Source organism: Peristeroidobacter soli, from assembly GCF_004138485.1.
GTDB lineage: Bacteria > Pseudomonadota > Gammaproteobacteria > Steroidobacterales > Steroidobacteraceae > Steroidobacter > Steroidobacter soli.
On the sequence record NZ_RYEV01000003.1, the window covers coordinates 1,492,665 to 1,517,973 of the forward strand.

Sequence of the window (25,309 nt, forward strand, 5' to 3'; positions counted from 1 at the left end):
CGCCGCAACGTTCGGCGGTAACTTCGGGCTGTCAGCGGCCCCGGCGCGGAGCCGCCGACGTTTGATGGTTACTTCTTGATCAGCTCGTCGAGCGGCTTGAAGATCGCGTCGTACTTGTACGCCGGGACCTCGTACACCCAACCATTGAGCTGAGCATTCGCTTTCGCCGATTCCTCTTCGACGTTACGCGCCGCGGGCTTCGCTTCGGCCGGTTTGTCCGCTGCGGGCGGGGCGCCTTCGCCCTCTTTCTTGGCAGCATCGGCAGGCGCATCCTTCTTCTCGGTGTCCGCGGTCGCGACTTTGAATTTGTCGGCGAGCGCGGCGTCGTAGGACGTCTTCAGCGCGACGAAGTGTTTGTCGTCCTTCTTCCAGCCGGTGACTTCCGTCACCAGGCCATCGAACGTCCTGATCGTCGCCCGCGCACTGGGCGGATCGGTCACTTCGCTCGCGGCCTTCACGTCGCTCAACGTCAAACCAGCAAGGGCCGTGGCGAAGTTATCCGCCGCGGAAGGTGAGCTCAGCTCTTTACCCTTCGGCAGCCCCTCAACCGCGAAGTCCGCATCGGCGCGGGTCTTCTTCGAAACAGAGTAGGGCTTGCTCTTCTCGACGGTGACTTCGGCCGACTGCACACGGTCCGCAGAAACATCGATCACGTCTTTGCGCAGCCACTGATCGGCCGACGATGACGTGTCGATGCTCTTGTTCACCAGCCAGCTCTTCGGCTCGCCGGCGCGGCGCACGTATTGTGACTGCGCGCCTTGAGCCTGCTTGCCGACGATCACCTTGATCGGCTGCTTCGGTCCATCGAGCTCGAGTTGCACACCGCCGGCCGCCGCATTGCTGATGTCTTCGACACCGAGCGCCTTGTAGCTCTCCGGATTGGAGGTTTTCTCCTCGAGCACCTTGGCCTCGGTGAGGCTGGTGATGAGTTTGCGCAGCTTGGCTTCGTCGGCCGGATAGTTGTGACGGTCGACCACGACCCAGCCGTTGTCGCCTTTCTTCACTTCGAGCGCCGGCGTGCCGCCGGCTTTCACGATGCGCAGGTCCGTGATCGAGCCCAGCTCCTTTTTCAGATCGGGATACAGCGTCGCGGCTTCGCTCGATGCCGGCGAGGTCTGCCGGCCGCCGAGCCACAGTCCGGCGACGACGGCGAGCAACGCGACGACTGCCAGGATGGAAAGTTTTTTTGAAGTCATGAGCTAACCTCAGTCCATCAACCGGTGTGAGCGGCGGCGCGGCCGGCACGGAGCCGGCGACGACGCGTGATTTCGAGGAAGATCGCGCCGAGCGCGAGCAGCAGCGGCACCAACGCGATGTTGATGACCTTCAGCCGCGTGCCCAGCTTCTCGATTTCGATGTCGAGGCTGCGACGGGTTTCGCGCAGTTCCTTGCGAATGCGCACGCGCTCGTGCTGGAAGCGCTCGAGCTCGGCTTCCTGCTCGGGCGACAGCGACAAGCCCGCCTGATGACCGCCGCGGCCGCCTTCCAGCGCCGTCAGTTTCTGCTCGGTGTCTTTCAGCTCCTGATCCAGCTCCTTCTCCTTGGCGCGCAGCTGATCGCCGGCCTGGCGACGCAGCTCATCGACCTTGGTGAACGGACGGAAGAAGCTCTGACGGCCACGCACGCTGATCAGATCGGCGCTGCCGGCGAGGTTGTCGACGGAGTTGGAGATGAAGTCGCCGTTGTTTGCCCAGGCGACCGAGAAGCGCTGACCGAACACGTTCTGCGTGCGAACCCACAGCGGGTCCGAGAGAATGTCGGTGTCCGCGATCAAAATGATGTTGGCATCTTCCTTCGACTCGGTGAGATGCGCGCCAGCGGCGCCTTCAGCACCCGGCTTGCCGTTCGGGAACGCCGACTTCACTTTGCCGTGAATGCGGGCGGCGATGGTGTAACGCTCGCCGGTGGGCTTGAAGCCATCGAGCAAGGCATCGCTGTCGGGCAGGAACATCAACTTCGCGGCTGGCAGCAGCGCGGCGTTGGTGCTCGACTGAATCAGCGGTTCAAACTCGATGGTGGCGCCTTCTTTCTTCGACAGCGCACCGGCGGTCATCACGTTGATCGAATCGAGCGCCGAGACGGTCACGTCCTTCGGATTCATGCTGGCGCGATTCAAACCGAGAATGGCGATGTGCTGTGACGGCGGCTTGCCCTGTTGCAACGACACCGTCAGACCGAGCTCGCGATCGCCGACGATCTCATTCGTATCGAACTTCACGCCCCACGCATCGAGCAGCGGGCCGAGCGTCGAGGAGCGACCGCCCATCGGTGGCATGCCCATCTGCGCGCCGGCATTGTCATTCTCCGACTGCGGATCCATGAAGCTGATCAGCTTGCCGCCGCGCATGACGAACTGGTCGATCGCGTACTGCGTCTGCGGGCTCAGATCTTTCGGATGCACGACCATCAGCACGCCGATGTCGGCCGGAATGTCGTTGCCGTCGGCCTGCAATGTGCGCACATCGAGCGTCTCGCGCAGTTGCTGGATGCTGGCCCAGCCCGGTGCCATCTGACCGCTCATTTGATCGAAACGCGGCTCGACCGGCAGGCTCGAGATCAGGCCGACGGCGGCGCGCTTGGCGTTGCTCAACCGATAGATGAGGCTGGCGACGTCGTACTCCAGGAATTCTTCCTTGTCCGGCTGGAACAGGCCGATGATCTCGCGACCGTCGGTGGAGTTGGTGCCGGCGAGGCCGAAGTACACCGGCTCACCGCCCGGCGTCACCGACACCGGCGACAGACCGAACTCGGTGGCGCGGTCTTCGTCTTCCGAGAACGGCTGCGGATCGATGACGTTGAGATGCAGCTTGCCCTTGGAACGCTGAGCCATTTCTTCGAGCAGCTCGCGGACCCGCTGCGCATACGCGCGCAGCTGCGGCGATTGCGAGCTGCCTTCCTGCGAGAAGAAGAAATAAAGATTCACCGGCTCGGTGAGAGTGCTGACGATCTTCTGGGTGCCGGGGGCGAGCGAATACAGCTTGCTCTCGGTCAGATCGAGACGCGCGCCGCGCAACACGAACGTGATCAGAATCGTGACGCCGATGAATAACACGGCGAGTGCCACCAGCGCGGTGGCCCCATAAGTCTTGCGTGTTTTTGTAGTCATGTCAGTCGGCCTTTTTCATGTCGAGGACGATGGTGTTGGCGGCGAGCCAGACGCCGATCACGGTCCCGAAGTACAACAGGTCGCGCAGGTCGATCACGCCTTTGGAGATCGCCTGGAAGTGGGTGTAGAACGACAGCGACGCGAGCGCGTCCACCAGCGGTCGTGGCGCCCAGCCGGACACCATGTCGAGCACGATCGGGAAGCCCGAGAACAGGAAGCCGAAGCACAGCACCACCGTGAAGATGAACGCGATCACTTGATTGCGCGTCGCCGACGACAGGCACGCACCGATCGCGAGGAAACCGCCGGCCATCAGCCAGCTGCCGATGTAACCGGCGAGAATCGCGCCGTTGTCCGGATTGCCGAGATAGTTGACGGTGATCCACATTGGAAACGTCAGCGCCAGGGCGACGCCGGCGAAGGCCCAGGCCGCGAGATATTTGCCGATGACGGCCTGCCAGGTCGTGACCGGCAAGGTCATCAGCAGCTCGATGCTGCCCGACTTGCGCTCCTCGGCCCACAGCCGCATCGAGATCGCGGGAATCAGGAACAGATACAGCCAGGGATGAAATGAAAAGAACGGCGCCAGATCCGCCTGGCCGCGTTCGAAGAAATTGCCGAACTGGAACGCGAACGCCGCGGCCAGCACCAGGAAGAACACGATGAACACCAGCGCCAGCGGGGTGGCGAAGTAACTGGCGAACTCGCGGCGGAAGATGGTTTTGATGTTATGCATTGTTCACCTCACGCTGCGCTTTTCTGGCCGGTCGTGATCTCGCGGAACACGTCGTCGAGCCGGCCGCTCGGTGCGCGTTTCGCCAGTTCGACGGGCGTGGCGTCGGCGAGCAGCTTGCCGCCGGCGATGATGATGGCGCGGTTACACACCGCATCCACTTCTTCGAGGATGTGCGTGGAGATCACGATGATCTTGTCCTTCGCCATGTCGTTGATGAGCTCGCGCACGTGGTGCTTCTGATTGGGATCCAGACCGTCAGTGGGCTCGTCGAGGATCAGCACCTGCGGATCGTGCAGCAGCGCCTGCGCCAGACCGACGCGACGCTTGAAGCCCTTGGAGAGCGTTTCGATCATCTGCTCCAGCACGCTGTTCAGCTGCAGACGGCCGATCACGTCGTCCAGCCGCGCGCGCCGACGCTCGCCGGTCAGGCCCCGCACATCGGCGATGAACTCGAGAAAACCGCGCACCGTCATTTCGCCATAGCTCGGCGCGCCTTCGGGCAGGTAGCCCATGCAGGCCTTCGCGGCGAGCGGATTGCTCTCCACGTCATGCCCGCACACCGAAACGCTTCCTGACGTCGGTGTCAGAAAACCCGTGATCATTTTCATGGTGGTCGACTTGCCGGCGCCGTTCGGGCCGAGGAAGCCGAGCACTTGTCCCGGGCTGACAGTGAAGGAGATGTCGTTGACGGCAGTGAGCGCGCCGTATCGTTTGGTCAGGTTTCTGATCTCAATCATGCGAGGGCCCTGTTTGTGATGATCACAGTGGTCGTCTTCAGAGAGGTCGGATGGTCCATGCTCGACACTCGGCCTGCTAAAAAAATCGTCCCTTCAGACTGCGCTACGCGCCGCGGGTTCCTGAATGTGGTTATGGCGACGCAAAGAGGGCGGGGATTTTTTCCGGGTGGGCCGGCATTTTCAAGTCGGGTCTGGAGGAGAGGCGATGACGATCTCGTAATGAACGCATTAATGAACTTATCGCCGTGCCGCGGTCCAACTTGCCCTGCGGGACGAATCGGCAGGTTGATTGGGTGGATCTCGCGGCGGTTGGTGGAATTTTTTGCAATGCAAAGCTTGCGTTGCAAGGCGAACCGGGGTATCTTTGGCACTGCAAAATAAATGCGATAAATGATCCAGCGCAGGGCGCGGATGACCTCAGATCGCATGACGATTGCAACGAATTTGTAGGCTGCGCCAGCGACAATGGCGAGTCGGAATCGAATCCCCCTGTTGGCCGGATCACTGTCAAAAGTATCCGGCCTCTTTTTTTGTCCGGAGGATTCGTCAGGCCTGAGCGGCCTTCTCGATCTCGGCCTTGTGGGTGCGCAGCACCTTGCGGATCTCCGCGGCCGAGGGGCGTTCGGCGATTCGGGCAATCAGCTCCGCCAGCTCATGCCACGGCTTGCCCCACTTCAGCAGGCGCACCGCGTCGGCGATGATTTTTCCCTTTAAGTCCAATGGTGCCGCGGGCTTAGGTGCCTCCGGCGCGGGCGCGGGCGGGGGCGCAGGCGCGGGCTTGGCCGCGGACTTGGCGGCTTGCATGGCCGCCGGATTGATCTTCGGTGCGGGGCGGGTCGAGGGAATCGAGCGGGCGGGAACCGCAGCGGGTACCAGCAAATCCGACGCAGTCAGCCCGCCGGTGGGCTCGGCGTCGAGCAGCGGGAAGTCCTGTTTGACCTTCACCGCCTTGAGTTGCGGCATCTCGCGCGTCGGTTCTTCCGCGGGCGCACGGTTTCGCTGGGTGGGGGCGCGAATCACGGTGGGCGCTTCCACGGTCTGGCTGGTGCCAGCGGCCTGATCGGCCTTGGCGGGGTCGGCCAGGGGGATGAAGCGCTGAATGTGCTGAATGCCAACCAGGTTGGCCAGGAACGCCATCAGCTCCAGCGACTCGGAGAATTTGCTGTCGCCCATGGCCTGGCGCGTCTCGCAGTGCTGCTTCAGTTCCAGTACTTTCTGGCGCGCAACTTCGAGCACCCAGCGGGTCGGGCGGTCATGTTTCTGCCAGGGCTGAACGCGCGCATAAGCGGCGTCACTCAGCTCGACATACTGCAAATGCAGGTCGATGCTGGTGAGCCACTTGTCGATCAGCTCCGTGATGCGGCGATCCGCTGGCGTCATGACCACTCCGGTTGAGTGGGCACATTATGCACATGGAGCCTGCGGGAACGGCTCGAAAGGCCGCCGTTACTGCGCGTTTCTGTGCGCTGTGTGGCAAAAAGGCCCACGACCGCGGCGGAGGTGGCGCTCCCACGGGGATTCGAACCCCGGTTTAGGCCTTGAGAGGGCCCCGTCCTAGGCCTCTAGACGATGGGAGCGTATTGAGAGGCTGGCACTGACGTGCCGAGCAGACGCGGTATTATACGGGCCGTTTTTTGCGGCTCAAGTTTTTAAAGCTCCGACGGACGGTCCGCTACTATTGAACGATAACAACTCTCCCGCCGAGATCCTCGATGAGGCGGCCGCCCCGCATGTGGTGGCTCGTGACCAGCATCCGATCTCGCGTGCCAACATCTCCTCGAATGCGTTGAAGGTCCTGTACCGGCTGAAAGAGGCCGGCTACCAGGCGTTCCTCGTCGGCGGCGCCGTGCGCGACCTGCTGCTCGGGCTGCATCCGAAGGACTTCGACGTCGCGACCAACGCGCACCCGGATCAGGTGAAGCAGCTGTTCCGCAACTGCCGTCTGATCGGTCGTCGCTTTCATCTCGCGCACGTGCGCTTCGGCTACGAGATCATCGAGGTCGCGACCTTCCGGGCCGCGCATACGCCCATTGACGAAGACAACAGCGTCGATGAGGCCGGCCATCGCGTGCTCGATGACCGCGGTCGAATTCTGCGCGACAACCTCTACGGCACGATCGAAGAGGATGTGTGGCGGCGTGATTTCACGGCCAACGCGCTCTACTACAACATCAACGACTTCTCGGTCTGGGATTACGTCGGTGGTTACGAGGATGCGCAGGCGCGCGTTCTGCGGTTGATCGGCGATCCCGAGACCCGGTACCGCGAAGATCCCGTGCGCATGCTGCGTGCGGTTCGGTTCGCGGCCAAGCTCGACTTCGGCATTCATATAGACACGGCGACGCCGATTCCGAAACTCGCGTGGATGCTCGACGGCGTGCCGCCGGCGCGGCTGTTCGACGAAGTGAACAAGATGTTCCTCGCGGGCTACGCGATCCGCTCGTTCGAGCTGCTCTGGGATCTGGGCCTGCTCGAGCATCTGTTCCCGGATCTCGCGGTGTCGATGAACGCCGATTCGAATAGCGTGGCCGCGCGCGTTCTACGGCTGGGGTTGGAAGGCACCGATGAGCGCGTGCGCGCCGACAAGTCGGTCACGCCGACGTTCTTGTTCGCGGTGTTGATGTGGCCGGCGATTCGTCGCGCGTTCGAGAAATTGCAGGCGGAGCAGGGCGCGGAGATTCAGGCGCTGCTCGCCGCGTGCGATCAAGTCACCGCGCGTCAGCAGGCTCGCGTCGCTGTGCCCAAGCGGTTCACATTGCCTTTGCGGGAGATCGTCGGCTTGCAGCCGCGGTTCGCGCATCGTGAGGGTCGTCGGGCGTTGCGCCTGCTCGATCATCCGCGGTTCCGCGCGGCGTACGACTTTATGCTGTTGCGGGCGGCTGCCGGCGAAGTCGAGCAAGAAGTGGCGCAGTGGTGGACGGACATTCAAAACAAGTCCACCGAAGAGCGCACCACCATGGTCGAGCCGAGCGGCGAGGGCCAGCCCTCCGAGGGTGGCCAGAGGCGTCGGCGCCGACGGCGTCGTCCGCGACCGCCATCTGCTTGAGTGCCGCCGACTCCACAGCGTCTGCATTGTGGTTTCCCGCGTATGTGGCGCTCGGCAGTAATCTGGAACAGCCGCTCGTTCAGATCGAACGCGCGTTCACTGCGCTGGCTCAGCTGCCGCGGAGTCGCCTGATCGCGCGTTCGCGCCTTTACAAAACGCAGCCGCTCGGTCCGCAAGACCAGCCTGAATTCATCAATGCCGCGGCCGGGCTGCTCACCGCCCTCTCTCCGCGGGAGTTGCTGGTCGAATTGAAAAGACTGGAGCGCGAGCTGGGGCGCGCGGCGCCGATCGTGCGCTGGGGGCCGCGGGTTATCGATCTCGACCTGCTGGTCCATGCCGACGCCCGGATTTCGGAAGACGATCTCACGCTGCCGCATCGTGGTCTGCCTCAGCGCAACTTCGTCCTGTATCCTTTGCGCGATCTCGCCCCCGAGTTGCTCGTGCCCGGCCATGGCCGCGTGAGTCAGCTCGCGGCACGCGTCGGCGGCGCCGGCTTGGCGCTTCTTGCCGGCGTCCCTTGAACAACTCAGCGGTGGACATGACCGAGAAGACTCTCATTCCAGCGCCGCATCGCCTGATCGTGGTCGAAGGACCGATCGGCGTCGGCAAGACCAGTCTTGCCCGGCGGCTCGCGCGCAGTTTCGGCAGCGAGCTGATCCTGGAGCAGGCCGACGAGAATCCGTTCCTGGAACGCTTTTATAAGAATCCGCGCTCGGCGGCGCTGCAGACCCAGTTGTTCTTTCTGTTCCAGCGCACGCGGCAGCTCGAAGACATCCGCCAGCACGACTTGTTCGACACCGTGCGCGTCGCCGACTACCTGCTCGACAAGGACAAGCTGTTCGCGCAGCTGACATTGGATGAAGAGGAGTTCGCGCTGTACGACCAGGTCTATGCCCGGCTCGCCGTGGATGCGCCGGTGCCCGATCTGGTGATCTATCTGCAGGCGCCGGTCGACATTCTGCGCGAGCGGATCGAACGGCGCGGCATCCGCTACGAGCAGAACATCGAGAAGAATTACCTGGAGCGGCTCCAGGAAACCTACGCGCGGTTCTTCCACGCCTACGACGCCTCGCCATTGTTGATCGTGAATGCCGCGCAGGCGGATTTCGTCAACAACGACCATGACTACGGCCAACTGCTGGAGCAGGTCATCCGCACCCGGCGTGGGCGGCATTACTACAACCCCCTCAAGAGTGCGGTTTAAGCGTCCCGTATCATCTTGATAAGGCTGTCATCCGCCCCAGTTTGACTGTCGGGGCGGCCCTGGGCATTCTTCCCGCCCCGCCGTAGCTCACCGCCATGTACAAGCACCTCCAAGAGCGTTACGCGCCGCGCCCGCCGGTCAATGTCGGCACTCTCGTCAAGATGAAGGCGGAGGGCGAGAAAATCGCCGCGATCACCGCTTATGACGCCAGTTTCGCGACCCTGGTGGATGACGCCGGTACCGACGTGGTGCTGGTCGGCGACTCCCTCGGCATGGTCATTCAGGGCCACGACACCACGGTGCCCGTGACTTTGGCCGACATCGTGTATCACTGCCGCGCCGTGGCCAAAGGGCTGTATCGCCCGTTCCTCATCGCGGACATGCCGTTCATGACCTACGCATCCAAGGAGCAGGCGCTCGATAACGCCGTGCGTCTGATGCAGGAGGGCGGCGCCAAGATGGTGAAGCTCGAAGGCGGCGCGGGTCAGGTCGAGATCGTCGAATTCTTAGCGAGCCACGACATCGCGGTCTGCGCGCACCTCGGGTTGAAGCCGCAGTCGGTTCATAAGGTCGGTGGCTTCCGCGTGCAGGGTCGCGAGAACGAGGCGGCGGAGCGAATGCTTCGTGATGCTCAGGCGCTCGAAGCCGCGGGTGCCGATATCGTGCTGCTCGAATGCATCCCCGCGGCACTGGGCAAGCACATCACCGAACAATTGCACGTGCCGGTCATCGGCATCGGCGCCGGTCCCGATACGGACGGTCAGATCCTGGTGCTGTACGACGTGCTCGATATCACGTCGGGTCGCAAACCGAAGTTTTCCAAGAATTTCCTCGCCGGTCGCGACAGCGCGCTGGAAGCGATCAAAGCCTATACGCAGGCCGTGAAGTCGAAGGAATATCCGGGTCCCGAGCACTGTTTCTAAATGAAACTCGGGATCGGGCATCCTGCCACGACCCTCGTGCGGGTAGGCAAAAGGCGCGACTTTTGCCTCTCGCCGCCGCAAGCGGCGGGGTACATCCATGGTCCCGGGGTGGGTCTCGATACAGAAGTTGGTTTATCACCCTCGCGCGGAATGGAAAGCTGGTGAATGGCTAAGTTATTACAAGTGGTGGCGCGTCCCCACGAGTTGCGTGAGCGCGTGTCGCAGTGGCGTCGCAAGGGCGAGCGCATTGCTTTCGTGCCGACGATGGGCAATCTGCATGCGGGGCACGGCAGCCTGGTCAGTCGCGCCTCCGAGCTGGCCGATCACATCATCGTCAGCATCTTCGTCAATCCGTTGCAGTTCGGGCCGAACGAAGATTTCGCGGCGTATCCGCGCACCCCCGGCGAAGATCGTCAGCTGCTCGAGTCGTTGAACGTCGAAGTGTTGTTTGCTCCCGAAGTTCACGACATCTATCCGCGCGGTCAGGAAACGACGGCGCGCGTGCACGTGCCGGGTCTCGAAGACATTCTCTGCGGCGCGTTTCGTCCTGGCCATTTCATGGGCGTCGCGACCGTCGTCACCAAGTTGCTGAACCTGGTGCAGCCCGACGTGGCGCTGTTCGGCGAGAAAGATTTCCAGCAGCTGATGATCATCCGTCGCGCGACCATCGACCTGTGCATGCCGATCGAGATCGTCGGTGTGCCGACGGCGCGTGAAAAAGACGGTCTCGCGATGAGCTCGCGCAATCGTTATCTGCTCCCGGAGCAGCGCGCGGTCGCGCCGCAGATTTTCGCCGCGCTCGAGCGGGCACGCGTAGCGCTCGAGTCGGGCTCGACCGACTACTCCGGGCTGGAGCAGGTCGGCACCGAATCGCTGCAGAAGGCCGGCTTCCGGCCGGACTACTTCTCGATTCGCGACGCCAATACGTTGCAGATGCCGAATGGCGAATCGAACGATCTGGTGATCGTCACCGCGGCGCGTATCGGTCGGGCGCGTTTGATCGACAACGTTCGCGCCAAGCGAAAGTAACATCAGGGTTGCTGGCCGTCACGGCCGGCGCCGTGACTTGAGGATTATGCGGCGTGCTGGGCCAGCGCCCACGCGACGTGCTCGCGTACTAACTCGGAGGGATCTGCCCGACGAGACTCGAGCGCGTCGATGACTTCCGGGCTGGTCGGCGCATTCCCCAGCGCCACGGCGATGTTTCTTATCCAGCACTCGTAACCGATGCGCCGGATCGCGCTGCCCTCGGTGCGATCCAGAAACTGCTGTTCCGTCCACGCGAACAGCTCGACCAGCTTGGCGCCGTCGAGCGCATGTCGCGGCACGAAGTCCACTTCGCTGGTGAAGCGCGCAAATTTGTTCCAGGGACAGACGAGCTGGCAGTCATCGCAACCATAGATGCGATTGCCCAGAGCCTTGCGAAACTCCTCGGGAATCGAAGTGCGCAGCTCGATAGTGAGATACGAGATGCAGCGGGTCGCGTCCAGCTGGAAAGGCGCGACGATGGCCTGCGTCGGGCACACGTCGATGCAGGCGCGACACGTGCCGCAATGTTCGGTCTCGGGCGTATCCACCGGCAGCGGCAGATCGGTGAGGATCTCGCCCAGGAAGAAGTACGAGCCGGCGCGTCGATTGATGAGATTGGTGTGCTTGCCGATCCAGCCGAGGCCGGCGTTGCGAGCGAATGCTTTTTCGAGCACCGGGCCGCTGTCGACGAACACGCGATGGGACTGCGACGCGCTGTGTGCCTGAATCGTCTCCGCCAGCCTGGCGAGCCGACGTCGCAGCACCTTGTGATAGTCGCGACCCAGCGCGTAGCGCGACACATAGCCGAGCTCGGGATCCTCCAGAATCTGCTCTGGCTCCCGGGCCTGCGTAGGTAAATAATCCATGCGCACCGAGATCACCCGCAGCGTGCCGGGTACCAGTTCATGCGGTCGGGCGCGCCGGCGGCCGTGGCGCTCCATATATTCCATGGCCCCATGCCGGCCCCGCTCCAGCCACGCCATCAGGCGTGCTTCATCCTCGGGCACATCGATGCCCGTGATGCCGACTTGCTGGAACCCCAGCTCGCGACTCCATCGCCGGATCGAGCTGGCGAGCTCGGTGTAGTCATTCGGGGCGATGGCGGACATGGGGGCGATTTTGGCAGAAGACTAATTTCAGCAGTACCACAGTGCGATTTTGTTAACCTTTGACCCATGAAGCCGCTGCCATTGGCCGTGCATACCGCCGCACAAGTGCGAGCCCTCGACCGCCACGCGATCGACGATTTGCATATTCCGTCCTACACGCTGATGACCCAGGCGGGTGAAGCGGCGGCGGTGGCGCTCCGGAGTTGCTGGCCATCCAAGCAGCGGATCGCGGTGGTCTGCGGGCCGGGCAACAACGGTGGCGACGGCTACGTGCTCGCGCGCCTGGCGCAGTCCATGCGCATCGATGTCACGGCAGTGTCACTCAGCGACACGACCAGGCTCAGTGGCGACGCCAGGCGCGCTCATGATGATTTCGTGGCGGCCGGCGGTGCCGTTCAGTCCTGGAGCGAGGGCTGTCTCGACCCGGCGGAGGTCATCGTCGATGCGATCTTCGGCACCGGCCTGTCACGCGACCTCGATGCAACCATGATCGAGCGGATCAATGCCATCAACGATCGCGGCGTGCCCATCCTGTCGCTCGACATTCCCAGCGGGCTCGATGCCGACACCGGCAAGGTGTGGGGCGCGGCCATCGCCGCCGAGCGGACATTGTCATTCATCGGCCTCAAGCTCGGCTTCTATCTGGGCGAGGGGCCGAATCATACGGGCATCGTGTTGTTCGACGATCTGGATCTGCCGGCCGGTGCGAGCGAGTTCGTGCCGCCGTCGGCGCTGCGGATCGATGAAGACTTCGTCGCGCATCTGTTACCGCGACGCCGGCGCACCGCTCACAAAGGTCAGCAGGGAAGTGTGCTGGTCATCGGCGGCGGGCTTGGAATGGCCGGTGCCGCGCGCATGGCGGGCGAGGCGGCGCTGCGAGCAGGGGCGGGGCTCGTCACGGTCGCCACCTGCCCTGAAAATGTCGCATCCATCACGGCGAGTCGTCCCGAGCTGATGTGCCGTGGCGTCGAAAGCGCGAGCGATCTGACGGCGATGATCGAGCGCGCCGACGTTCTTGCGATCGGGCCGGGGCTCGGTCAGAGCGATTGGAGTCGATCGTTGCTCGACGCGGCGTTGGCAAGTGACAAGCCGACCATCATCGATGCGGACGCGCTCAATCTGCTGGCGCACGAGCCGTGTTCCAATTCGAAATGGATTCTCACGCCGCATCCCGGTGAAGCAGGGCGGCTGCTCGGCATCAGCACCGCCGAGGTCCAGAGCAATCGTCTGCAATCCGCGCGCGAGATTGCCAAAAAGTTTGGTGGCACGGTCGTGTTGAAAGGCGCCGGCACGCTCGTCGTCACAGGCGATTCGCTGCCGTACATCTGCGACCAGGGCAATCCGGGCATGGCCTCCCCCGGCATGGGCGACGTGCTCACCGGCGTCATCACCGGCATCGCCGCGCAGACCGCCGATCTGCCAGGGGCAGCTCGCGCCGGTGTGTTGGTTCATGCGATGGCGGGTGACATGGCTGCGCGTCGCGGTGAACGCGGTCTTCTGGCTACCGATCTATTTGGATATCTGCCCACGTGCGTGAACCCGGCACAGAGATTCTGAGCGTCGGCACCGCCGAGCAGATGCAGGGGTTGGGTCGAGCGGTCGGGGCGGCGGTCGACGCGACCGAGGGCACCTTCATCATCGCGCTCGAAGGCGAGCTCGGCGCCGGCAAGACCACCTTGGTTGGCGGCATCCTCCGCTCCTATGGCGTGACCGGCCCGGTCCGCAGTCCGACCTATACCTTGATCGAGCCTTACGAGACCGTGGGTCGCCCGGTCTATCACCTGGACCTGTACCGGCTGACCGATCCCGGGGAGGTCGAACCGCTGGGGATTCGCGACCTGCTGACCGGTTCGGCCCTGCTGCTCATCGAGTGGCCGTCGCGAGGGGCGGGGGCGATTCCCACCCCCGATCTGGGGGTCGAGATCGCCTATCCCGCCGTGGGAACCGAGGGTCGGCGCGTCAGACTGACCCCGCATTCCCTGAACGGCGCTAACGTCGTGCGGCATATCGTTGCAGCGATACCGGAATTGCGTCAGCTATCCTCATAATTTCGTTGAAAACTTGCGTATTGGCGCGGTAGATTACCGGCCCTATGCGAGGCTCGCGGCCCACTCCGTTTTTTTTCCTGCTGGCAGGCTGTGTCGGTCTGTTCGTGGCCGCCTTTGGCGCGCTCGCCGCCAAGCCCGTGACCGTCAAGGATGTGCGCCTGTGGGCCGGTCCGGATGGCACGCGGCTGGTGTTCGATTTGAGCGCGCCGGTCGATCACACCGTGCTGAAGCTCGAAAATCCCGATCGGGTGGTTGTCGATATCCCCTCGGCGACGCTCGAAAACGGACGCTCGATGCCGGATGGCCAGGGCTTCGTGAAGCAGCTGCGCGCGGCGGCCCAGCCCAATGGCGATCTGCGTGTGGTGGTCGATCTCACCGGACCGGCGCAGCCCAAGACTTTCACCGTCGGCCCTCAGCAGTCCTATGGTCATCGGCTGGTGCTCGATCTCGCGCCATCGAAAGGCACGGTTGCAGCAGCGCCGCCGGCGCAGCCTTCGGTCGTGAAGGCCGCGGCCGATGCGCACGGTCGCGACATCGTCGTCGCCATCGATGCCGGTCACGGTGGCGTCGATCCGGGCTCGATCGGCAAGCGCGGCACTTATGAGAAGCATGTGACGCTGGCGATCGCGAGGCGCTTGAAGGAACGCATCGATCGCGAGCCGGGCATGCGTGCGATTCTGACCCGCGACAACGACATGTTCGTCGAGCATCGCGAGCGCATTGCTCGTGCCCGTCGGCAGCAGGCGGACATGTTCGTGTCCGTGCACGCGGATTCGTATACGAACCGGGCGGTGGCCGGCTCCTCGGTGTACGTGTTGTCGGCCCGTGGCGCGAGCGACGAGTCGGCTCGCTGGCTGGCCGATCGCGAAAACGCGGCCGACCTGATCGGCGGCGTGAAGCTGGATGACAAGGACAGCGTGCTGGCGTCGGTGCTGCTCGATCTGTCGCAGGGCGCCAGCATGAGCGCCAGCGTCGATGCGGCCGAGCTGGTCATGCAGGAGCTGTACAAGATCGGCAACATCACCAATCGCGGCGTCAAGCACGCCGGCTTCCTGGTGCTGAAGTCGCCGGACATTCCCTCGATGCTGGTGGAGACCGCCTTCATCTCCAATCCAACCGAAGAGTCGCGCCTGCTCGATCCCAAGCATCAGCAGCGGCTGGCCGAGGCCATCCATCAGGGCGTGCGGGCGTACTTCTATGCCAATCCGCCGCCGGGCACCGTCGTTGCGGAATTGCGCGCGAAGCAGTCGGGCGCGACGGTGATAGCGAGCACGGCCGACGGCGAAAGTGCTGGCAGCACAGCGCACTAAGGCACGTCGCTCAGCCTGGCGGACAACGTCCGCAACCCCCGGTTATTGAAGCGGACGGCTTTCGCGCAATAATGGTGTGCTTTCCACCAGCGCAAGCCCTTCCCTGATGCCGATTCGAGTTCTTCCCGACCAGCTCATCCACCAGATCGCCGCCGGCGAGGTGATCGAACGGCCCGCCTCGGTCCTCAAGGAGTTGATCGAGAACAGTCTCGACGCCGGCGCCAAACGCGTCGACATCGAGATCGAGGAGGGTGGCGCGAAGTTGTGTCGCGTGCGTGACGATGGCAGCGGCATCGAACGTGACGAGCTGGCACTGGCGTTGTCGCGTCATGCCACCAGCAAGATCGCCAACATCGACGATCTGGAAAAGGTCGGTACGCTCGGGTTTCGGGGCGAGGCGTTGCCCAGTATCGCGTCGGTCTCGCGCACGAAAATCTCTTCGCGCACCGCGAACCACTCGGTGGGGTACAGCGTCAGTTCCGATAACGGCATCCTGAGCGAGCTGGAGCCGGCGCCGCATTCGATCGGCACCACGGTCGAAGTGCGCGACCTGTTCTTCAACGTTCCGGCGCGCAAGAAATTTCTGCGTGCCGAACGCACCGAGACGCAGCACATCGCACGCATGGTCGAGCGACTCGCGCTGTCGAAGTTCGAGACCGCGTTCTCGCTGTCGGCGTCGCGTCGTTCGCTGGGCGATTTCCCGGCGGCGCGATCGCAACTCGAGCGCGAGAAGCGGGTCGCGCAGATCGTCGGCGACGAGTTCATGGCGAACGCCATGTATGTCGAGCACGAGTCCTCGGGTTGCAAGCTCACGGGCTGGCTGTGTCAGCCGACCTACGCGCGGGCGCAGCCCGATTTACAGCATTTCTATTTGAACGGTCGCATGTTGCGCGATCGTTTGATCAGCAGCGCCATCAAGCTCGGCTACCGGGATGTGATGTTCCATGGCCGGCATCCGGCGTTCGTGCTGTTCATGGAGATCGATCCACGACAGGTCGACGTCAATGCGCATCCGGCGAAGCTGGAAGTGCGCTTCCGCGACGGTCGTCATATTCATAACTTCCTGTTCAAGACCGTCGAGCGGGTGTTGCGCGAGACGTATGCGGGCGCGGCCAGCGCCGCGCCGCCGCCGACGGACGCCGATCACCTGATGCCGGCGAGCGAGTCCACGTCGATGTGGCCGATGCGTGGGCCGAATCAGTCGTCGCTGGGGCTGCGCGTGTCCGAGCCGCCAATGCCGGCGTATTTCCGCCAGCCGTCGGCGGCCTATCCGTCGCCGCCTGCGTTCGAAAGAACCAGTGCGGTACCAGCGACGACCGGCGACATGCAGATGCCAGCGGTCGAGTCGCAGCCGCCCGAAACGCCGCCGCTCGGGTTCGCGTTGGCACAGCTGCATGGCATCTACATTCTCTCGCAAGCGCCCGATGGGTTGATCCTAGTGGACATGCATGCGGCTCACGAGCGCACGACCTATGAGCGCATGAAGGCGGCGATGGCGAACGGCGGCGTGGCCAGTCAGCCATTGCTGGTGCCGTTGTCCGTTTCAGTCGCGGCGTCGGAGGCGGATGTTCTGGAAGAGCATGCACCCTCTTTGAACAGACTCGGCCTCGATGTCGAGCGTTCCGGCCCGGCCAGTGTTCAGATCCGTGCCGTGCCCGCGTTCCTCGCGCAAAAAGATCTGGACGAATTGTTACGGCGGATCAGCGCCGACTTGTCGGCGGACGGTTCGACGCGAGGCATCGAAGAAGCGATCAACGAAGTGTTGGGCACGATTGCCTGTCACGGCGCCGTGCGTGCGCATCGTATTCTTTCCGTGCCCGAAATGAATGCGCTGCTCAGAGAGATGGAACGCACCGTGCGCAGCGACCAATGCAATCACGGCCGGCCGACCTGGACGTACGTCAGCATGGGCGATCTGGATCGAATGTTTCTTCGAGGCCGATGAGCGAGGAGCCGTCAGCGGTGCCGATTCCGCTCATCATGGGGCCGACCGGCGCGGGCAAGACGGATCTCGCGTTGCGTCTGGCCGCCCGCTACCCCATCGAGATCGTCAGCGTCGATTCGGCGCTGGTCTATCGCGGCATGGACATCGGTACGGGGAAACCCTCGCGCGAGGAATTGGAACGTTTCCCGCATCACCTGGTCGATATCCTCGATCCGTCGCAACCGTACTCCGCGGGGCAGTTCGTGCGCGATGCGTTGACTGCAATTGGAGACATTCGTAAACGCGGCAAGCTGCCGGTGCTGGTTGGCGGCACGATGTTGTACTTTCGTGCGCTTCGTCGCGGCCTCGCGCAGATGCCGCAAGCCGATCCGAACGTGCGACAGGAAATTGACGCTGAGGCCGCGCGCTCGGGCTGGCCGGCGTTACACAGGCAACTCGGGTCGATCGATCCGTTGACCGCGCAGCGAATCCAACCGAACGATGGACAACGAATACAGCGGGCGCTCGAAGTACACCGCTTGAGCGGTAAAACGATGAGCGAGCTGCACGCACAGACCCGGCCGGCCGATCCCACGATGAGATTCTCGGCGTTTGCCTGGGCACCGGGCGATCGCGAGCGGCTCTACCAGGCGATCGAGCGGCGTTTCGAACAGATGATGCGAGCGGGGTTGCTGGACGAAGTGCGAGGGCTGCAACAGCGCGGCGACCTGCATGCCGAGTTACCCGCGATACGTTCCGTCGGTTATCGGCAACTGTGGGAACATTTGCGGGGTAACGAGTCTTTAACTGCTTCGGTGCAGCGCGCGATTTTCGCAACCCGGCACCTGGCGCGACGACAATTGATCTGGTTACGAGCCGAAGACGATGTGCAATGGTGTGATGCCCTTGATTCCACCGCGGCCGGACCGATAGAGAATGCCGTCGCTACGTTTGTTCGAGGCATATAGTGTGATGGGCGCAGCGGTTCACTCATGACACTGATGCAGCTGCGTATTGAATCAAAGGCAGCTTCGACGGGAACATCGCTGTGCTAAACTGCGGCATCGCAGCGGTTACCGGATGGTGCCCGTAAGGCTGTCGCTCAGCTGCAGGGAAGCGGCATTAGTCGGCAAAGCTCAACCAAAGAATTCGAAGGCATAACAAGGAGATAAATGATGGCCAGAGGGCAATCATTACAGGATCCGTTCCTGAATACATTGCGCAAGGAGCGCGTCCCGGTCTCCATTTACCTGGTGAACGGTATCAAACTACAAGGTCAGATCGATTCGTTCGATCAATTCGTCGTCTTGCTGAAAAACAGTGTCAGCCAGATGGTCTACAAGCACGCGATTTCCACAGTCGTTCCGGCGCGGGCCATCCGCTTGCCGACGAGCGAAGAAGAAGGCGCGGAGCCGGTAGCGACCAGCGAGTGAGAATGACCGTGGAGTTCGTTGTTGTTTGAACGTCCTCGCAGCGGCGAACGCGCGCTCCTGGTCCGCATCGGGCTGGGAGGTCCTCCCGGTAAAGATGAGCTGAGTGAGTTCGAGGCGCTGGCCCGTTCGGCCGGCGCCGAAGTCCTTGCTGTGATCACCGGCACTCGCAAGGTGCCGGATCCCCGGTTATACATCGGCAGCGGTAAAGCCGAAGAGATTCACGCCCGGGTCAAGGAGCTCGGCGCGGATCTGGTGGTGTTCGACCACGCCCTGTCGCCCAGCCAGGAACGCAACCTGGAAAAGCTGTTCCAGTGTCGGGTGCTCGATCGCACTGGATTGATTCTAGACATCTTCGCCCAGCGCGCCCGCAGCTTCGAAGGCCAACTGCAAGTCGAGCTGGCGCAGCTCAAGCATCTGGCCACCCGGCTGGTGCGAGGCTGGACCCACCTGGAGCGTCAAAAGGGCGGTATCGGCCTGCGCGGTCCTGGTGAAACCCAGCTGGAAACCGACCGTCGCCTGCTGGCGGCGCGCATCCGCACGCTGAACTCCCGACTGGACAAGGTTCTGACGCAGCGGGCGACCACGCGGCGTGAGCGCAAGCGGGCCGAAATCCCCACCGTCGCCCTGGTGGGTTACACCAACGCGGGCAAGTCCACGCTATTTAACAGGCTGACCGGCGCCGGCGCTTACGCGGCCGATCAGTTGTTCGCGACGCTCGATCCCACGGTGCGTCGTCTGGAACTGCCGGATGCGCGTTTCGCATTGCTGGCCGATACGGTCGGGTTCGTTCGCGATCTGCCACACGAGCTGGTGGCCGCGTTCCGCTCGACCTTGCAGGAAGCGCGCGAGTCGACGCTCCTGCTGCATGTCATCGACGCCGCGGATCCGAATCGCAGCGAGCGCGTCGCCCAGGTCAATCAAGTGCTGAGCGAAGTCGGTGCAGGCGAGCTGCCGCAGATCGAGGTCTTCAATAAGGCCGATCTGATCGGCGAGGCCGCGCACGTGGAGCGGGGCGAGAACGGCGGGGCCCGCCGGGTCTGGCTGTCGGCTCAAACCGGCGAGGGCACTGGGCTGCTGATCGACGCCATCGGTGAATTCCTTGGACCCGAGCTGGTCCATCGTCATATTGTCCTGAAACCCGAGGAAGGGCGCGCGCGGGCGCGGTTCTTCGCGGCCGGGGCGGTACTGGCCGAGCAGGCGCTGCCGAGCGGCGCGGTGGACCTGGAAGTGTCCATGCCCCGGCGCGCCTTCGAGCACTTGTGCCGATCCGAAGGATTGCCCGAGGCCCTGACGGAAGGTTAAAAGCTTGTAACCTCCCGAAGCCATTCCTAAAATCGACCGTTTCGGGTCCGGCAAGCCTAATCGCCAGCTGATCCCCAAACCTCTCAAAACTTCTTAGCTCTCAAGACATAAAGTCATCCAACATGGCGTGGAACGAACCCGGCGGTAACTCCGGTGGCAAGCGCAACCCCTGGGGGGGCGGCAACAAGCCCGAGCAGGGACCGCCCGATCTGGACGAGGTCCTGCGCAATCTGCAGCGGCGGCTGGCCGGCCTGTTTGGCGGCAGCGGCGGCGGCAATCGCACCGTGGGCGGCTCAGGACCGGGCCGCGGCTTCGGCATCGGCACCATCGTGCTGGTGCTGGCGCTCATCTGGGCGTTCAGCGGCCTGTACACGGTCGACGCCGCCGAGCGCGGGGTGATCCTGCGGTTCGGCAAGCATGTCGCCACCACCATGCCCGGCCTGCGCTGGCATCTGCCGTGGCCGATCGAGACCAAGCAGATCGTCAACATCCAGACCATCGAGAGCTTCAGCGAGCAGACCCGCATGCTGACCTCGGACGAGAACATGGTCGATATCAACATGGAAGTGCAGTTCCGCCGCGCCAGCCCGCTGGACTACGCCTTCAACGTCAACGAGCCCGAGCAGACGCTGCGGGAAGTCAGCGAAAGCGCGATTCGCGAAATCATCGGCCGGAGCAAGCTGGATGGCGTGCTCGAGAGCGGTCGTCAGGAAATCGTGGCGCGCACCAAGGAGCTGATCCAGCGCACGCTCGATGCCTACAAGGTCGGTCTGGAAGTCACCGCCGTGAACCTGCAGGACGTGAAGGTGCCGAACGAAGTGGCGCCGGCTCAGCAGGATGCGATCAAGGCGCGCGAAGACCGCGATCGTCTGTCGCTGGCCGCGCAGGCCTATTCGAACGACTTGATCCCACGTGCCCGCGGCTCCGCCGTTCGCGCGGTCCAGGAAGCGCAGGCGTATCGCGCTCAGAAAGTCTCCAAGGCCGAGGGTGAAGCCGACCGCTTCCTGGCGTTGCTCTCCGAGTACGAGCGTGCGCCGGCAGTGACGCGCGAACGTTTGTATCTGGAAACGGTCGAGCGCGTGCTTGCCTCCAGCAAGAAGGTCGTGCTCGATACTCAGGGCGGTGCAGGCAATCTGGTGTATCTGCCCATCGATAAACTGCTCGAGCAGAACCGTCGCACGCCGCGCGTTTCCACGGGCGAGCCCAGCATGACTGTCGAGAGTTCCGATGGCAGCGACGCGACCAGCGTCTCCGGCGATCGTCGTACCCGAGGTACCCGCTAATGGCCGGCCGCGGTTTTCTGGTTCTGATCCTGGCGGCAGTGGTGGCCTTCGTGCTCGCCATGTCGACGTTCACCGTGCGTGAGACCGAGCTGGCCATGAAGTTTCGCTTCGGCGAGATCGTGCGCTCCGACTACGGGCCGGGCCTGCATTTCATGGTCCCGATGGTCAACAACATCCGCAAGTTCGATCGTCGCATCGACACCAAGGGCTACCCTTCGGAGCAGTTCCTGACCAGCGAAGGCAAGATCCTGCGCATCGACTTCTACATCAAGTGGCGCATCTCCGATGTGTCCACTTACTACCAGGCAACATCCGGTGGCGATCGCGAAATCGCCGCGGGCCGCCTGGGCAGTATCGTGAAGGACGGCATCAAGGGCGTGATCGCCCGTCGCACCATTCAACAGGTGGTGGCCGCCGAGCGCGCCGAGTTCACCGGTGAGATCCTGAAGCTGGCGGAAGACGCGACCAAGGGGCTCGGTCTGCAGCTGGTGGACGTGCGCGTGAAGAAGATCGACCTGCCCGAAGAAGTCAGCGAATCGGTGTTCAGCCGCATGCGTCAGGACTTCGATCGCCAGGCCAAGCGGCTGCGCGCCGAGGGTGAGGAAAACGCCGAGAAGCTGCGGTCCGAAGCCGACCGTCAGCGTACCGAGATCCTCGCCGAGGCCTACCGCGAGTCGGAAATCATCAAGGGCGAAGGCGACGCGAAGTCGGCGGACATCTATGCGAAGGCCTACAATCGCAATGCCGAGTTCTATTCGTTCCATCGCAGCTTGCAGGCGTACCGCGAGGCCATCGGCACCGACAACGACGTGCTGGTGATTTCGCCCGACAGCGACTTCTTCAAGTATCTGAATCGCGCCAACAAGCGCTGACGCGGCCGTGAACTGGTCGGACCTGTTCGCGGCGCTGGCGCTGTATCTGGTGCTGGAGGGCGTGATGCCGTTTCTCCGCCCGCAGTCCGTGAAGCGCCTGATGCAGGCGCTGTCCGGCCTGCACGATCAGCAGCTGCGTCTGTTCGGCCTCACGAGCATGATCGCCGGCCTGGTGCTGCTGTACCTCGTGCGCTCCTAGAATTCTTTCTTATCTCCGAGCCTGTAATGAGTAGCCATCGCAATGTTGTCGTCATCGGGGCCCAGTGGGGCGATGAGGGCAAGGGCAAGATCGTCGATCTGTTGACCAATCGCGTCGGGGGCGTGGTGCGCTTCCAGGGCGGCCACAACGCCGGCCATACGCTGGTGATCAACGGCCGCAAGACCATCCTGCGTTTGATTCCCTCCGGCATCCTCCACGACGGCGTCACCTGTTTCATCGGTAACGGCGTGGTGTTGTCGCCGAAGGCGCTGCTGGATGAAATCGCCGAGCTGCAGACCGCCGGCATCGACGTGCCGAAGCGCCTGCGCATTTCCGAAGCCTGTCCGCTGATCCTGCCGCATCACATCGCGCTCGATAAGGCGCGTGAGGAAGCGGCCGGCGCGGCCAAGATCGGTACGACCGGTCGTGGCATCGGTCCGGCGTACGAGGACAAGGTCGCGCGTCGCGCGATCCGCGTGCAGGACCTGTTCGCGCGCGAGCGTTTCGCCGCCAGGCTCGGCGAGGTGCTCGATTATCACAATTTCGTGTTGCGCAATTACTTCAAGCAGCCGGTCATCGACTTCCAGCAGACGCTGGATGAGGCACTGGCGTTGGGCGAGCAGTTGCGGCCCATGGTCGCGGATGTTTCCGGCGAAGTGAATGCGATGATCCGCAGCGGCAAGCGATTGTTGTTCGAAGGCGCCCAGGCGGCGTTGCTCGACATCGACCACGGCACGTATCCGTTTGTGACTTCGAGCAACTGCATCGCCGGCCAGGCGTGCGCCGGTGTAGGCGTCGGCCCGCAGCAGCTGCACTACGTGCTCGGCGTCGCGAAAGCCTACGCCACGCGCGTCGGCAGCGGTCCGTTCCCGACCGAGATCGAAGATGAAGTCGGCGAACACCTGCGAGTGAAGGGTAACGAGTACGGCTCCGTCACGGGTCGTCCGCGTCGTTGCGGCTGGTTCGATGCCGCGAGCCTGCGTCGCGCGGTGGAGATCAACGGCATCTCCGGTCTGTGCATCACCAAGCTCGACGTGCTCGACGGACTCGACACCGTTCGCGTCGCGACCGGTTACAAGGTGAAGGGCGAGCGTCGCGATCTGTTGCCGGTCGGTGCCGAAGCGCTGTCGATCTGCGCGCCGATCTACGAAGAACACCCGGGTTGGAAGGAAAGCACCGCCGGTGTGAAGACGTTCGAGGAGCTGCCGAAGAACGCGCAGTCTTACCTGCGTCGTCTCGAAGTGCTGGCCGGCGCGCCCATCGCCATCATCTCGACCGGCCCGGACCGGCTCGAGACCATCGTGTTGAAGCATCCCTTCGACTGATTTCGCTCTGGCTCTGTAAGCAAAAACTCGCGCGCGTAACCGATTTACGCGCGCGTTTTCTCGTGCGCGCCCGATTTGGAACTCACGCTGTTTCGATGAATTGTTTCCGCACGTCGGCGATCAATTCCTTGAGTGCGAGGAGATGCAAATGGCTTACAGCAATTACCGAAACGATTGGGGCCGCGATCGCGATCGTGACGAGCGCGGGCGCTCACACCGCGATTGGGACGATGACGATTCGCGTCGCGCACGGGAGTCGATGGAGCGCGACTACTACGGCAGCGAGCAACGCGGCGGTTACGGCGGCTGGCGCGGCGAGCGTGAAGGCCAGGGCCAGCGTTACAACCGGGGCTATGGTCAGGGCGACTATGACCAGAACTACGGTCAGGGTTCCAGCGAATATGGCTCGGGCGGCGGACGTTATAGCCAGAACGGACGCTTGAGCGAGAGCGGCTACGGCCGCGGTCGTGAATATCTGAGCGGCGGCGGCCGCCACTACGGCAACGAGCAGGGTGGCTGGCAAGGTCGCGAGGAAGAGCAATGGCGCAATCGTGACGCGCATGGTCAGTACGACCGAGACGCGAACTACGGTGGCTTCAGCAGCAGCGGCACCGGCAACTATCGCGGTTACGGCGGCAGCGGCGGGAGCTATCAAGGCGGTCGAGGTCGCTGGGGCGAAGCCGGTACGCAGTACGGTCAGGGCGGCGAAAGCCAGGGCGATTACAACTATCGCGGTTATGAGCACGGTCGTTCCGGGCAGAGTGGCTATGGTCAGAGCCAAGGTTACGGTCAGCGCCAGGGCCAATCGCAGCGTGGCTACGGCGGCAGTGCCAGCGGCTCCGGCGGTCAATATGGCAGCCGTGGCGAAGGAATGGATTTGTATGGCTCGCAAGGCTCCCAAGGACAGCAGCAATGGGGCCAGGAAGAGTACGGTGCCCATCGGGGGCGGGGCCCGCGGGGCTACAAACGTTCCGATGACCGCATCAAGGAAGAGGTGTGCGATTGTCTCACCGACGACGACCGGCTCGATGCCACCAATATCGAAGTCGTCGTCAAGGATGGCGAAGTCACATTGAGCGGCTACACCACGTCGCGCGAGGACAAGCGTTGGGCCGAGTCGCTGGCGGAGCGCGTTTCCGGCGTGAAGGAGGTGCAGAACAGTCTTCGCGTGCAGGATCAGCAGCGCAGTCAGAGCGGCACTCAATCCTCGACGCAGAGTTCCACTGCCGGCACCACGGGCACGAGTCGGCCCGGTGACAACAAAGGCCGGGAATCCAACATCCAGCATTGATCGGTCTTCGTCGGGGCGCCACGGCGCCCCGACATGCTGTGGAGAAATCGTTCATGAGCCCGGTAGCTGAAATTCCCGGCGAGCATCCGGTCGCCGACATGAAACGATGTATCGAGGACTGTCTGCGCTGCTCCCGGGTTTGTTTCAGCATGGCCATGAACCATTGCCTGGAGCAGGGCGGCCCGCACGTCGAGCCCACCCATTTCCGATTGATGACAATCTGTTCCGACCTTTGTCGGTTGACGGCCGATGCCATGATCGCCAACTTCATTCTTCATGAAGAACTGTGCCGCGCCTGCGCGCGCGTCTGCGAAGAGTGCGCCGCCAGCTGCCGCGACCTGGATGGCATGGAAGAGTGTGTCGACGCGTGCGAACACTGCTCGAAGAGCTGTGCCGCCATGCTGCGACGTTGAAGCCTCGCCGGGCGCAGTC

23 protein-coding genes, 1 tRNA gene and 1 pseudogene are annotated in these 25,309 nt (G+C 63.3%); 18 read left to right on the forward strand and 7 right to left on the reverse strand.

Features of this window, described 5'->3' with window-relative positions:
* Positions 1-68: 68 nt before the first annotated feature.
* The 6 genes and pseudogenes from EKO19_RS15205 to EKO19_RS15230 form a co-directional block, all read right to left on the reverse strand.
* Complete coding sequence (locus EKO19_RS15205) at positions 69-1,196, reverse strand: DUF4340 domain-containing protein (protein ID WP_129777219.1); 1,128 nt, start codon at positions 1,194-1,196, stop codon at positions 69-71.
* A gap of 17 nt (positions 1,197-1,213) precedes the next feature.
* Positions 1,214-3,106 (reverse strand): GldG family protein, encoded by a 1,893-nt coding sequence (locus EKO19_RS15210; protein ID WP_129777220.1) that lies wholly within the window; start codon positions 3,104-3,106, stop codon positions 1,214-1,216.
* 1 nt (position 3,107) lies between these two features.
* Complete coding sequence (locus EKO19_RS15215) at positions 3,108-3,842, reverse strand: ABC transporter permease subunit (RefSeq protein ID WP_129777221.1); 735 nt, start codon at positions 3,840-3,842, stop codon at positions 3,108-3,110.
* Between the two features lie 71 nt (positions 3,843-3,913).
* A pseudogene (locus EKO19_RS15220) lies at positions 3,914-4,579 on the reverse strand (ABC transporter ATP-binding protein); the annotation flags it as partial.
* A 546-nt stretch (positions 4,580-5,125) separates the two neighbouring features.
* Positions 5,126-5,959 carry a hypothetical protein gene (locus tag EKO19_RS15225; RefSeq protein ID WP_129777223.1) on the reverse strand — a complete coding sequence of 278 codons (834 nt, stop codon included), beginning with the start codon at positions 5,957-5,959 and terminating at the stop codon, positions 5,126-5,128.
* A gap of 121 nt (positions 5,960-6,080) precedes the next feature.
* Positions 6,081-6,156, reverse strand: a tRNA-Glu gene (locus EKO19_RS15230).
* A gap of 101 nt (positions 6,157-6,257) precedes the next feature.
* On the opposite strand from EKO19_RS15230, the gene pcnB reads away from it, so the two are divergent.
* The 5 genes from pcnB (at position 6,258) to panC (ending at position 10,781) form a co-directional block, all read left to right on the forward strand.
* Positions 6,258-7,625, forward strand: a complete 1,368-nt coding sequence (pcnB, locus tag EKO19_RS15235; protein ID WP_129777224.1) for a polynucleotide adenylyltransferase PcnB — start codon at positions 6,258-6,260, stop codon at positions 7,623-7,625.
* A gap of 26 nt (positions 7,626-7,651) precedes the next feature.
* Positions 7,652-8,146 (forward strand): 2-amino-4-hydroxy-6-hydroxymethyldihydropteridine diphosphokinase, encoded by a 495-nt coding sequence (gene folK / locus EKO19_RS15240; RefSeq protein ID WP_129777225.1) that lies wholly within the window; start codon positions 7,652-7,654, stop codon positions 8,144-8,146.
* Between the two features lie 17 nt (positions 8,147-8,163).
* Positions 8,164-8,829 carry a deoxynucleoside kinase gene (locus EKO19_RS15245; RefSeq protein ID WP_129777226.1) on the forward strand — a complete coding sequence of 222 codons (666 nt, stop codon included), beginning with the start codon at positions 8,164-8,166 and terminating at the stop codon, positions 8,827-8,829.
* Positions 8,830-8,924: 95 nt separating this feature from the next.
* Positions 8,925-9,752, forward strand: a complete 828-nt coding sequence (gene panB, locus EKO19_RS15250) for a 3-methyl-2-oxobutanoate hydroxymethyltransferase (RefSeq protein ID WP_129777227.1) — start codon at positions 8,925-8,927, stop codon at positions 9,750-9,752.
* Positions 9,753-9,917: 165 nt separating this feature from the next.
* On the forward strand, positions 9,918-10,781 hold the full coding sequence (gene panC / locus EKO19_RS15255; RefSeq protein ID WP_129777228.1) for a pantoate--beta-alanine ligase: 864 nt from the start codon (positions 9,918-9,920) through the stop codon (positions 10,779-10,781).
* Positions 10,782-10,825: 44 nt separating this feature from the next.
* Here the strand turns inward: panC and queG are convergent, their stop codons facing one another.
* Entirely contained in the window at positions 10,826-11,890 is a 1,065-nt protein-coding gene (gene queG / locus EKO19_RS15260; protein WP_129777229.1) for a tRNA epoxyqueuosine(34) reductase QueG, read from the reverse strand.
* A 66-nt stretch (positions 11,891-11,956) separates the two neighbouring features.
* Between queG and EKO19_RS15265 the strand changes: the two genes are divergently transcribed.
* The 13 genes from EKO19_RS15265 (at position 11,957) to EKO19_RS15325 (ending at position 25,290) form a co-directional block, all read left to right on the forward strand.
* Positions 11,957-13,447, forward strand: coding sequence for an NAD(P)H-hydrate dehydratase (locus EKO19_RS15265; RefSeq protein WP_129777230.1), 1,491 nt, complete (start codon positions 11,957-11,959; stop codon positions 13,445-13,447).
* Between the two features lie 20 nt (positions 13,448-13,467).
* A complete protein-coding gene (gene tsaE, locus EKO19_RS15270) occupies positions 13,468-13,938 on the forward strand; it encodes a tRNA (adenosine(37)-N6)-threonylcarbamoyltransferase complex ATPase subunit type 1 TsaE (RefSeq protein ID WP_129777429.1) in 471 nt (156 codons plus the stop codon).
* A 44-nt stretch (positions 13,939-13,982) separates the two neighbouring features.
* Complete coding sequence (locus tag EKO19_RS15275) at positions 13,983-15,248, forward strand: N-acetylmuramoyl-L-alanine amidase (RefSeq protein ID WP_129777231.1); 1,266 nt, start codon at positions 13,983-13,985, stop codon at positions 15,246-15,248.
* A 106-nt stretch (positions 15,249-15,354) separates the two neighbouring features.
* Positions 15,355-17,193, forward strand: a complete 1,839-nt coding sequence (gene mutL, locus EKO19_RS15280) for a DNA mismatch repair endonuclease MutL (RefSeq protein ID WP_129777232.1) — start codon at positions 15,355-15,357, stop codon at positions 17,191-17,193.
* Positions 17,190-18,140, forward strand: a complete 951-nt coding sequence (gene miaA, locus EKO19_RS15285) for a tRNA (adenosine(37)-N6)-dimethylallyltransferase MiaA (RefSeq protein WP_129777233.1) — start codon at positions 17,190-17,192, stop codon at positions 18,138-18,140. The genes mutL and miaA overlap by 4 nt, the downstream gene beginning before the upstream one ends.
* 207 nt (positions 18,141-18,347) lie before the next feature.
* On the forward strand, positions 18,348-18,605 hold the full coding sequence (gene hfq / locus EKO19_RS15290; RefSeq protein WP_129777234.1) for an RNA chaperone Hfq: 258 nt from the start codon (positions 18,348-18,350) through the stop codon (positions 18,603-18,605).
* A 21-nt stretch (positions 18,606-18,626) separates the two neighbouring features.
* Positions 18,627-19,907, forward strand: coding sequence for a ribosome rescue GTPase HflX (gene hflX / locus EKO19_RS15295; protein WP_129777235.1), 1,281 nt, complete (start codon positions 18,627-18,629; stop codon positions 19,905-19,907).
* 122 nt (positions 19,908-20,029) lie between these two features.
* Complete coding sequence (hflK, locus tag EKO19_RS15300) at positions 20,030-21,190, forward strand: FtsH protease activity modulator HflK (RefSeq protein WP_129777236.1); 1,161 nt, start codon at positions 20,030-20,032, stop codon at positions 21,188-21,190.
* Positions 21,190-22,062 carry a protease modulator HflC gene (gene hflC / locus EKO19_RS15305; protein ID WP_129777237.1) on the forward strand — a complete coding sequence of 291 codons (873 nt, stop codon included), beginning with the start codon at positions 21,190-21,192 and terminating at the stop codon, positions 22,060-22,062. Before hflK ends, hflC begins: the two co-directional genes overlap by 1 nt.
* A gap of 7 nt (positions 22,063-22,069) precedes the next feature.
* The gene (locus EKO19_RS15310) at positions 22,070-22,261 is read left to right on the forward strand and encodes a DUF2065 domain-containing protein (RefSeq protein WP_129777238.1); all 192 of its coding nucleotides are present in this window, start codon (positions 22,070-22,072) and stop codon (positions 22,259-22,261) included.
* A gap of 26 nt (positions 22,262-22,287) precedes the next feature.
* Positions 22,288-23,586, forward strand: a complete 1,299-nt coding sequence (locus tag EKO19_RS15315) for an adenylosuccinate synthase (protein WP_129777239.1) — start codon at positions 22,288-22,290, stop codon at positions 23,584-23,586.
* 148 nt (positions 23,587-23,734) lie between these two features.
* On the forward strand, positions 23,735-24,877 hold the full coding sequence (locus EKO19_RS15320; protein WP_157995271.1) for a BON domain-containing protein: 1,143 nt from the start codon (positions 23,735-23,737) through the stop codon (positions 24,875-24,877).
* Between the two features lie 53 nt (positions 24,878-24,930).
* A complete protein-coding gene (locus tag EKO19_RS15325) occupies positions 24,931-25,290 on the forward strand; it encodes a four-helix bundle copper-binding protein (RefSeq protein WP_129777241.1) in 360 nt (119 codons plus the stop codon).
* Positions 25,291-25,309 lie beyond the last annotated feature (19 nt).

Excerpts from the sequence above, each read along its gene's own strand:
- hflC (WP_129777237.1), top strand. The coding sequence starts at position 21,190 with ATGGCCGGCCGCGGTTTTCTGGTTCTGATCCTGGCGGCAGTGGTGGCC.
- EKO19_RS15275 (WP_129777231.1), top strand. The coding sequence starts at position 13,983 with ATGCGAGGCTCGCGGCCCACTCCGTTTTTTTTCCTGCTGGCAGGCTGT.
- tsaE (WP_129777429.1), top strand. The coding sequence starts at position 13,468 with ATGCAGGGGTTGGGTCGAGCGGTCGGGGCGGCGGTCGACGCGACCGAG.
- queG (WP_129777229.1), bottom strand. The coding sequence starts at position 11,890 with ATGTCCGCCATCGCCCCGAATGACTACACCGAGCTCGCCAGCTCGATC.
- EKO19_RS15215 (WP_129777221.1), bottom strand. The coding sequence starts at position 3,842 with ATGCATAACATCAAAACCATCTTCCGCCGCGAGTTCGCCAGTTACTTC.
- EKO19_RS15320 (WP_157995271.1), top strand. The coding sequence starts at position 23,735 with ATGGCTTACAGCAATTACCGAAACGATTGGGGCCGCGATCGCGATCGT.
- EKO19_RS15245 (WP_129777226.1), top strand. The coding sequence starts at position 8,164 with ATGACCGAGAAGACTCTCATTCCAGCGCCGCATCGCCTGATCGTGGTC.
- panC (WP_129777228.1), top strand. The coding sequence starts at position 9,918 with ATGGCTAAGTTATTACAAGTGGTGGCGCGTCCCCACGAGTTGCGTGAG.
- EKO19_RS15205 (WP_129777219.1), bottom strand. The coding sequence starts at position 1,196 with ATGACTTCAAAAAAACTTTCCATCCTGGCAGTCGTCGCGTTGCTCGCC.
- EKO19_RS15210 (WP_129777220.1), bottom strand. The coding sequence starts at position 3,106 with ATGACTACAAAAACACGCAAGACTTATGGGGCCACCGCGCTGGTGGCA.
- EKO19_RS15265 (WP_129777230.1), top strand. The coding sequence starts at position 11,957 with ATGAAGCCGCTGCCATTGGCCGTGCATACCGCCGCACAAGTGCGAGCC.
- hfq (WP_129777234.1), top strand. The coding sequence starts at position 18,348 with ATGGCCAGAGGGCAATCATTACAGGATCCGTTCCTGAATACATTGCGC.
- hflK (WP_129777236.1), top strand. The coding sequence starts at position 20,030 with ATGGCGTGGAACGAACCCGGCGGTAACTCCGGTGGCAAGCGCAACCCC.
- EKO19_RS15315 (WP_129777239.1), top strand. The coding sequence starts at position 22,288 with ATGAGTAGCCATCGCAATGTTGTCGTCATCGGGGCCCAGTGGGGCGAT.
- panB (WP_129777227.1), top strand. The coding sequence starts at position 8,925 with ATGTACAAGCACCTCCAAGAGCGTTACGCGCCGCGCCCGCCGGTCAAT.
- EKO19_RS15225 (WP_129777223.1), bottom strand. The coding sequence starts at position 5,959 with ATGACGCCAGCGGATCGCCGCATCACGGAGCTGATCGACAAGTGGCTC.
- EKO19_RS15325 (WP_129777241.1), top strand. The coding sequence starts at position 24,931 with ATGAGCCCGGTAGCTGAAATTCCCGGCGAGCATCCGGTCGCCGACATG.
- miaA (WP_129777233.1), top strand. The coding sequence starts at position 17,190 with ATGAGCGAGGAGCCGTCAGCGGTGCCGATTCCGCTCATCATGGGGCCG.
- mutL (WP_129777232.1), top strand. The coding sequence starts at position 15,355 with ATGCCGATTCGAGTTCTTCCCGACCAGCTCATCCACCAGATCGCCGCC.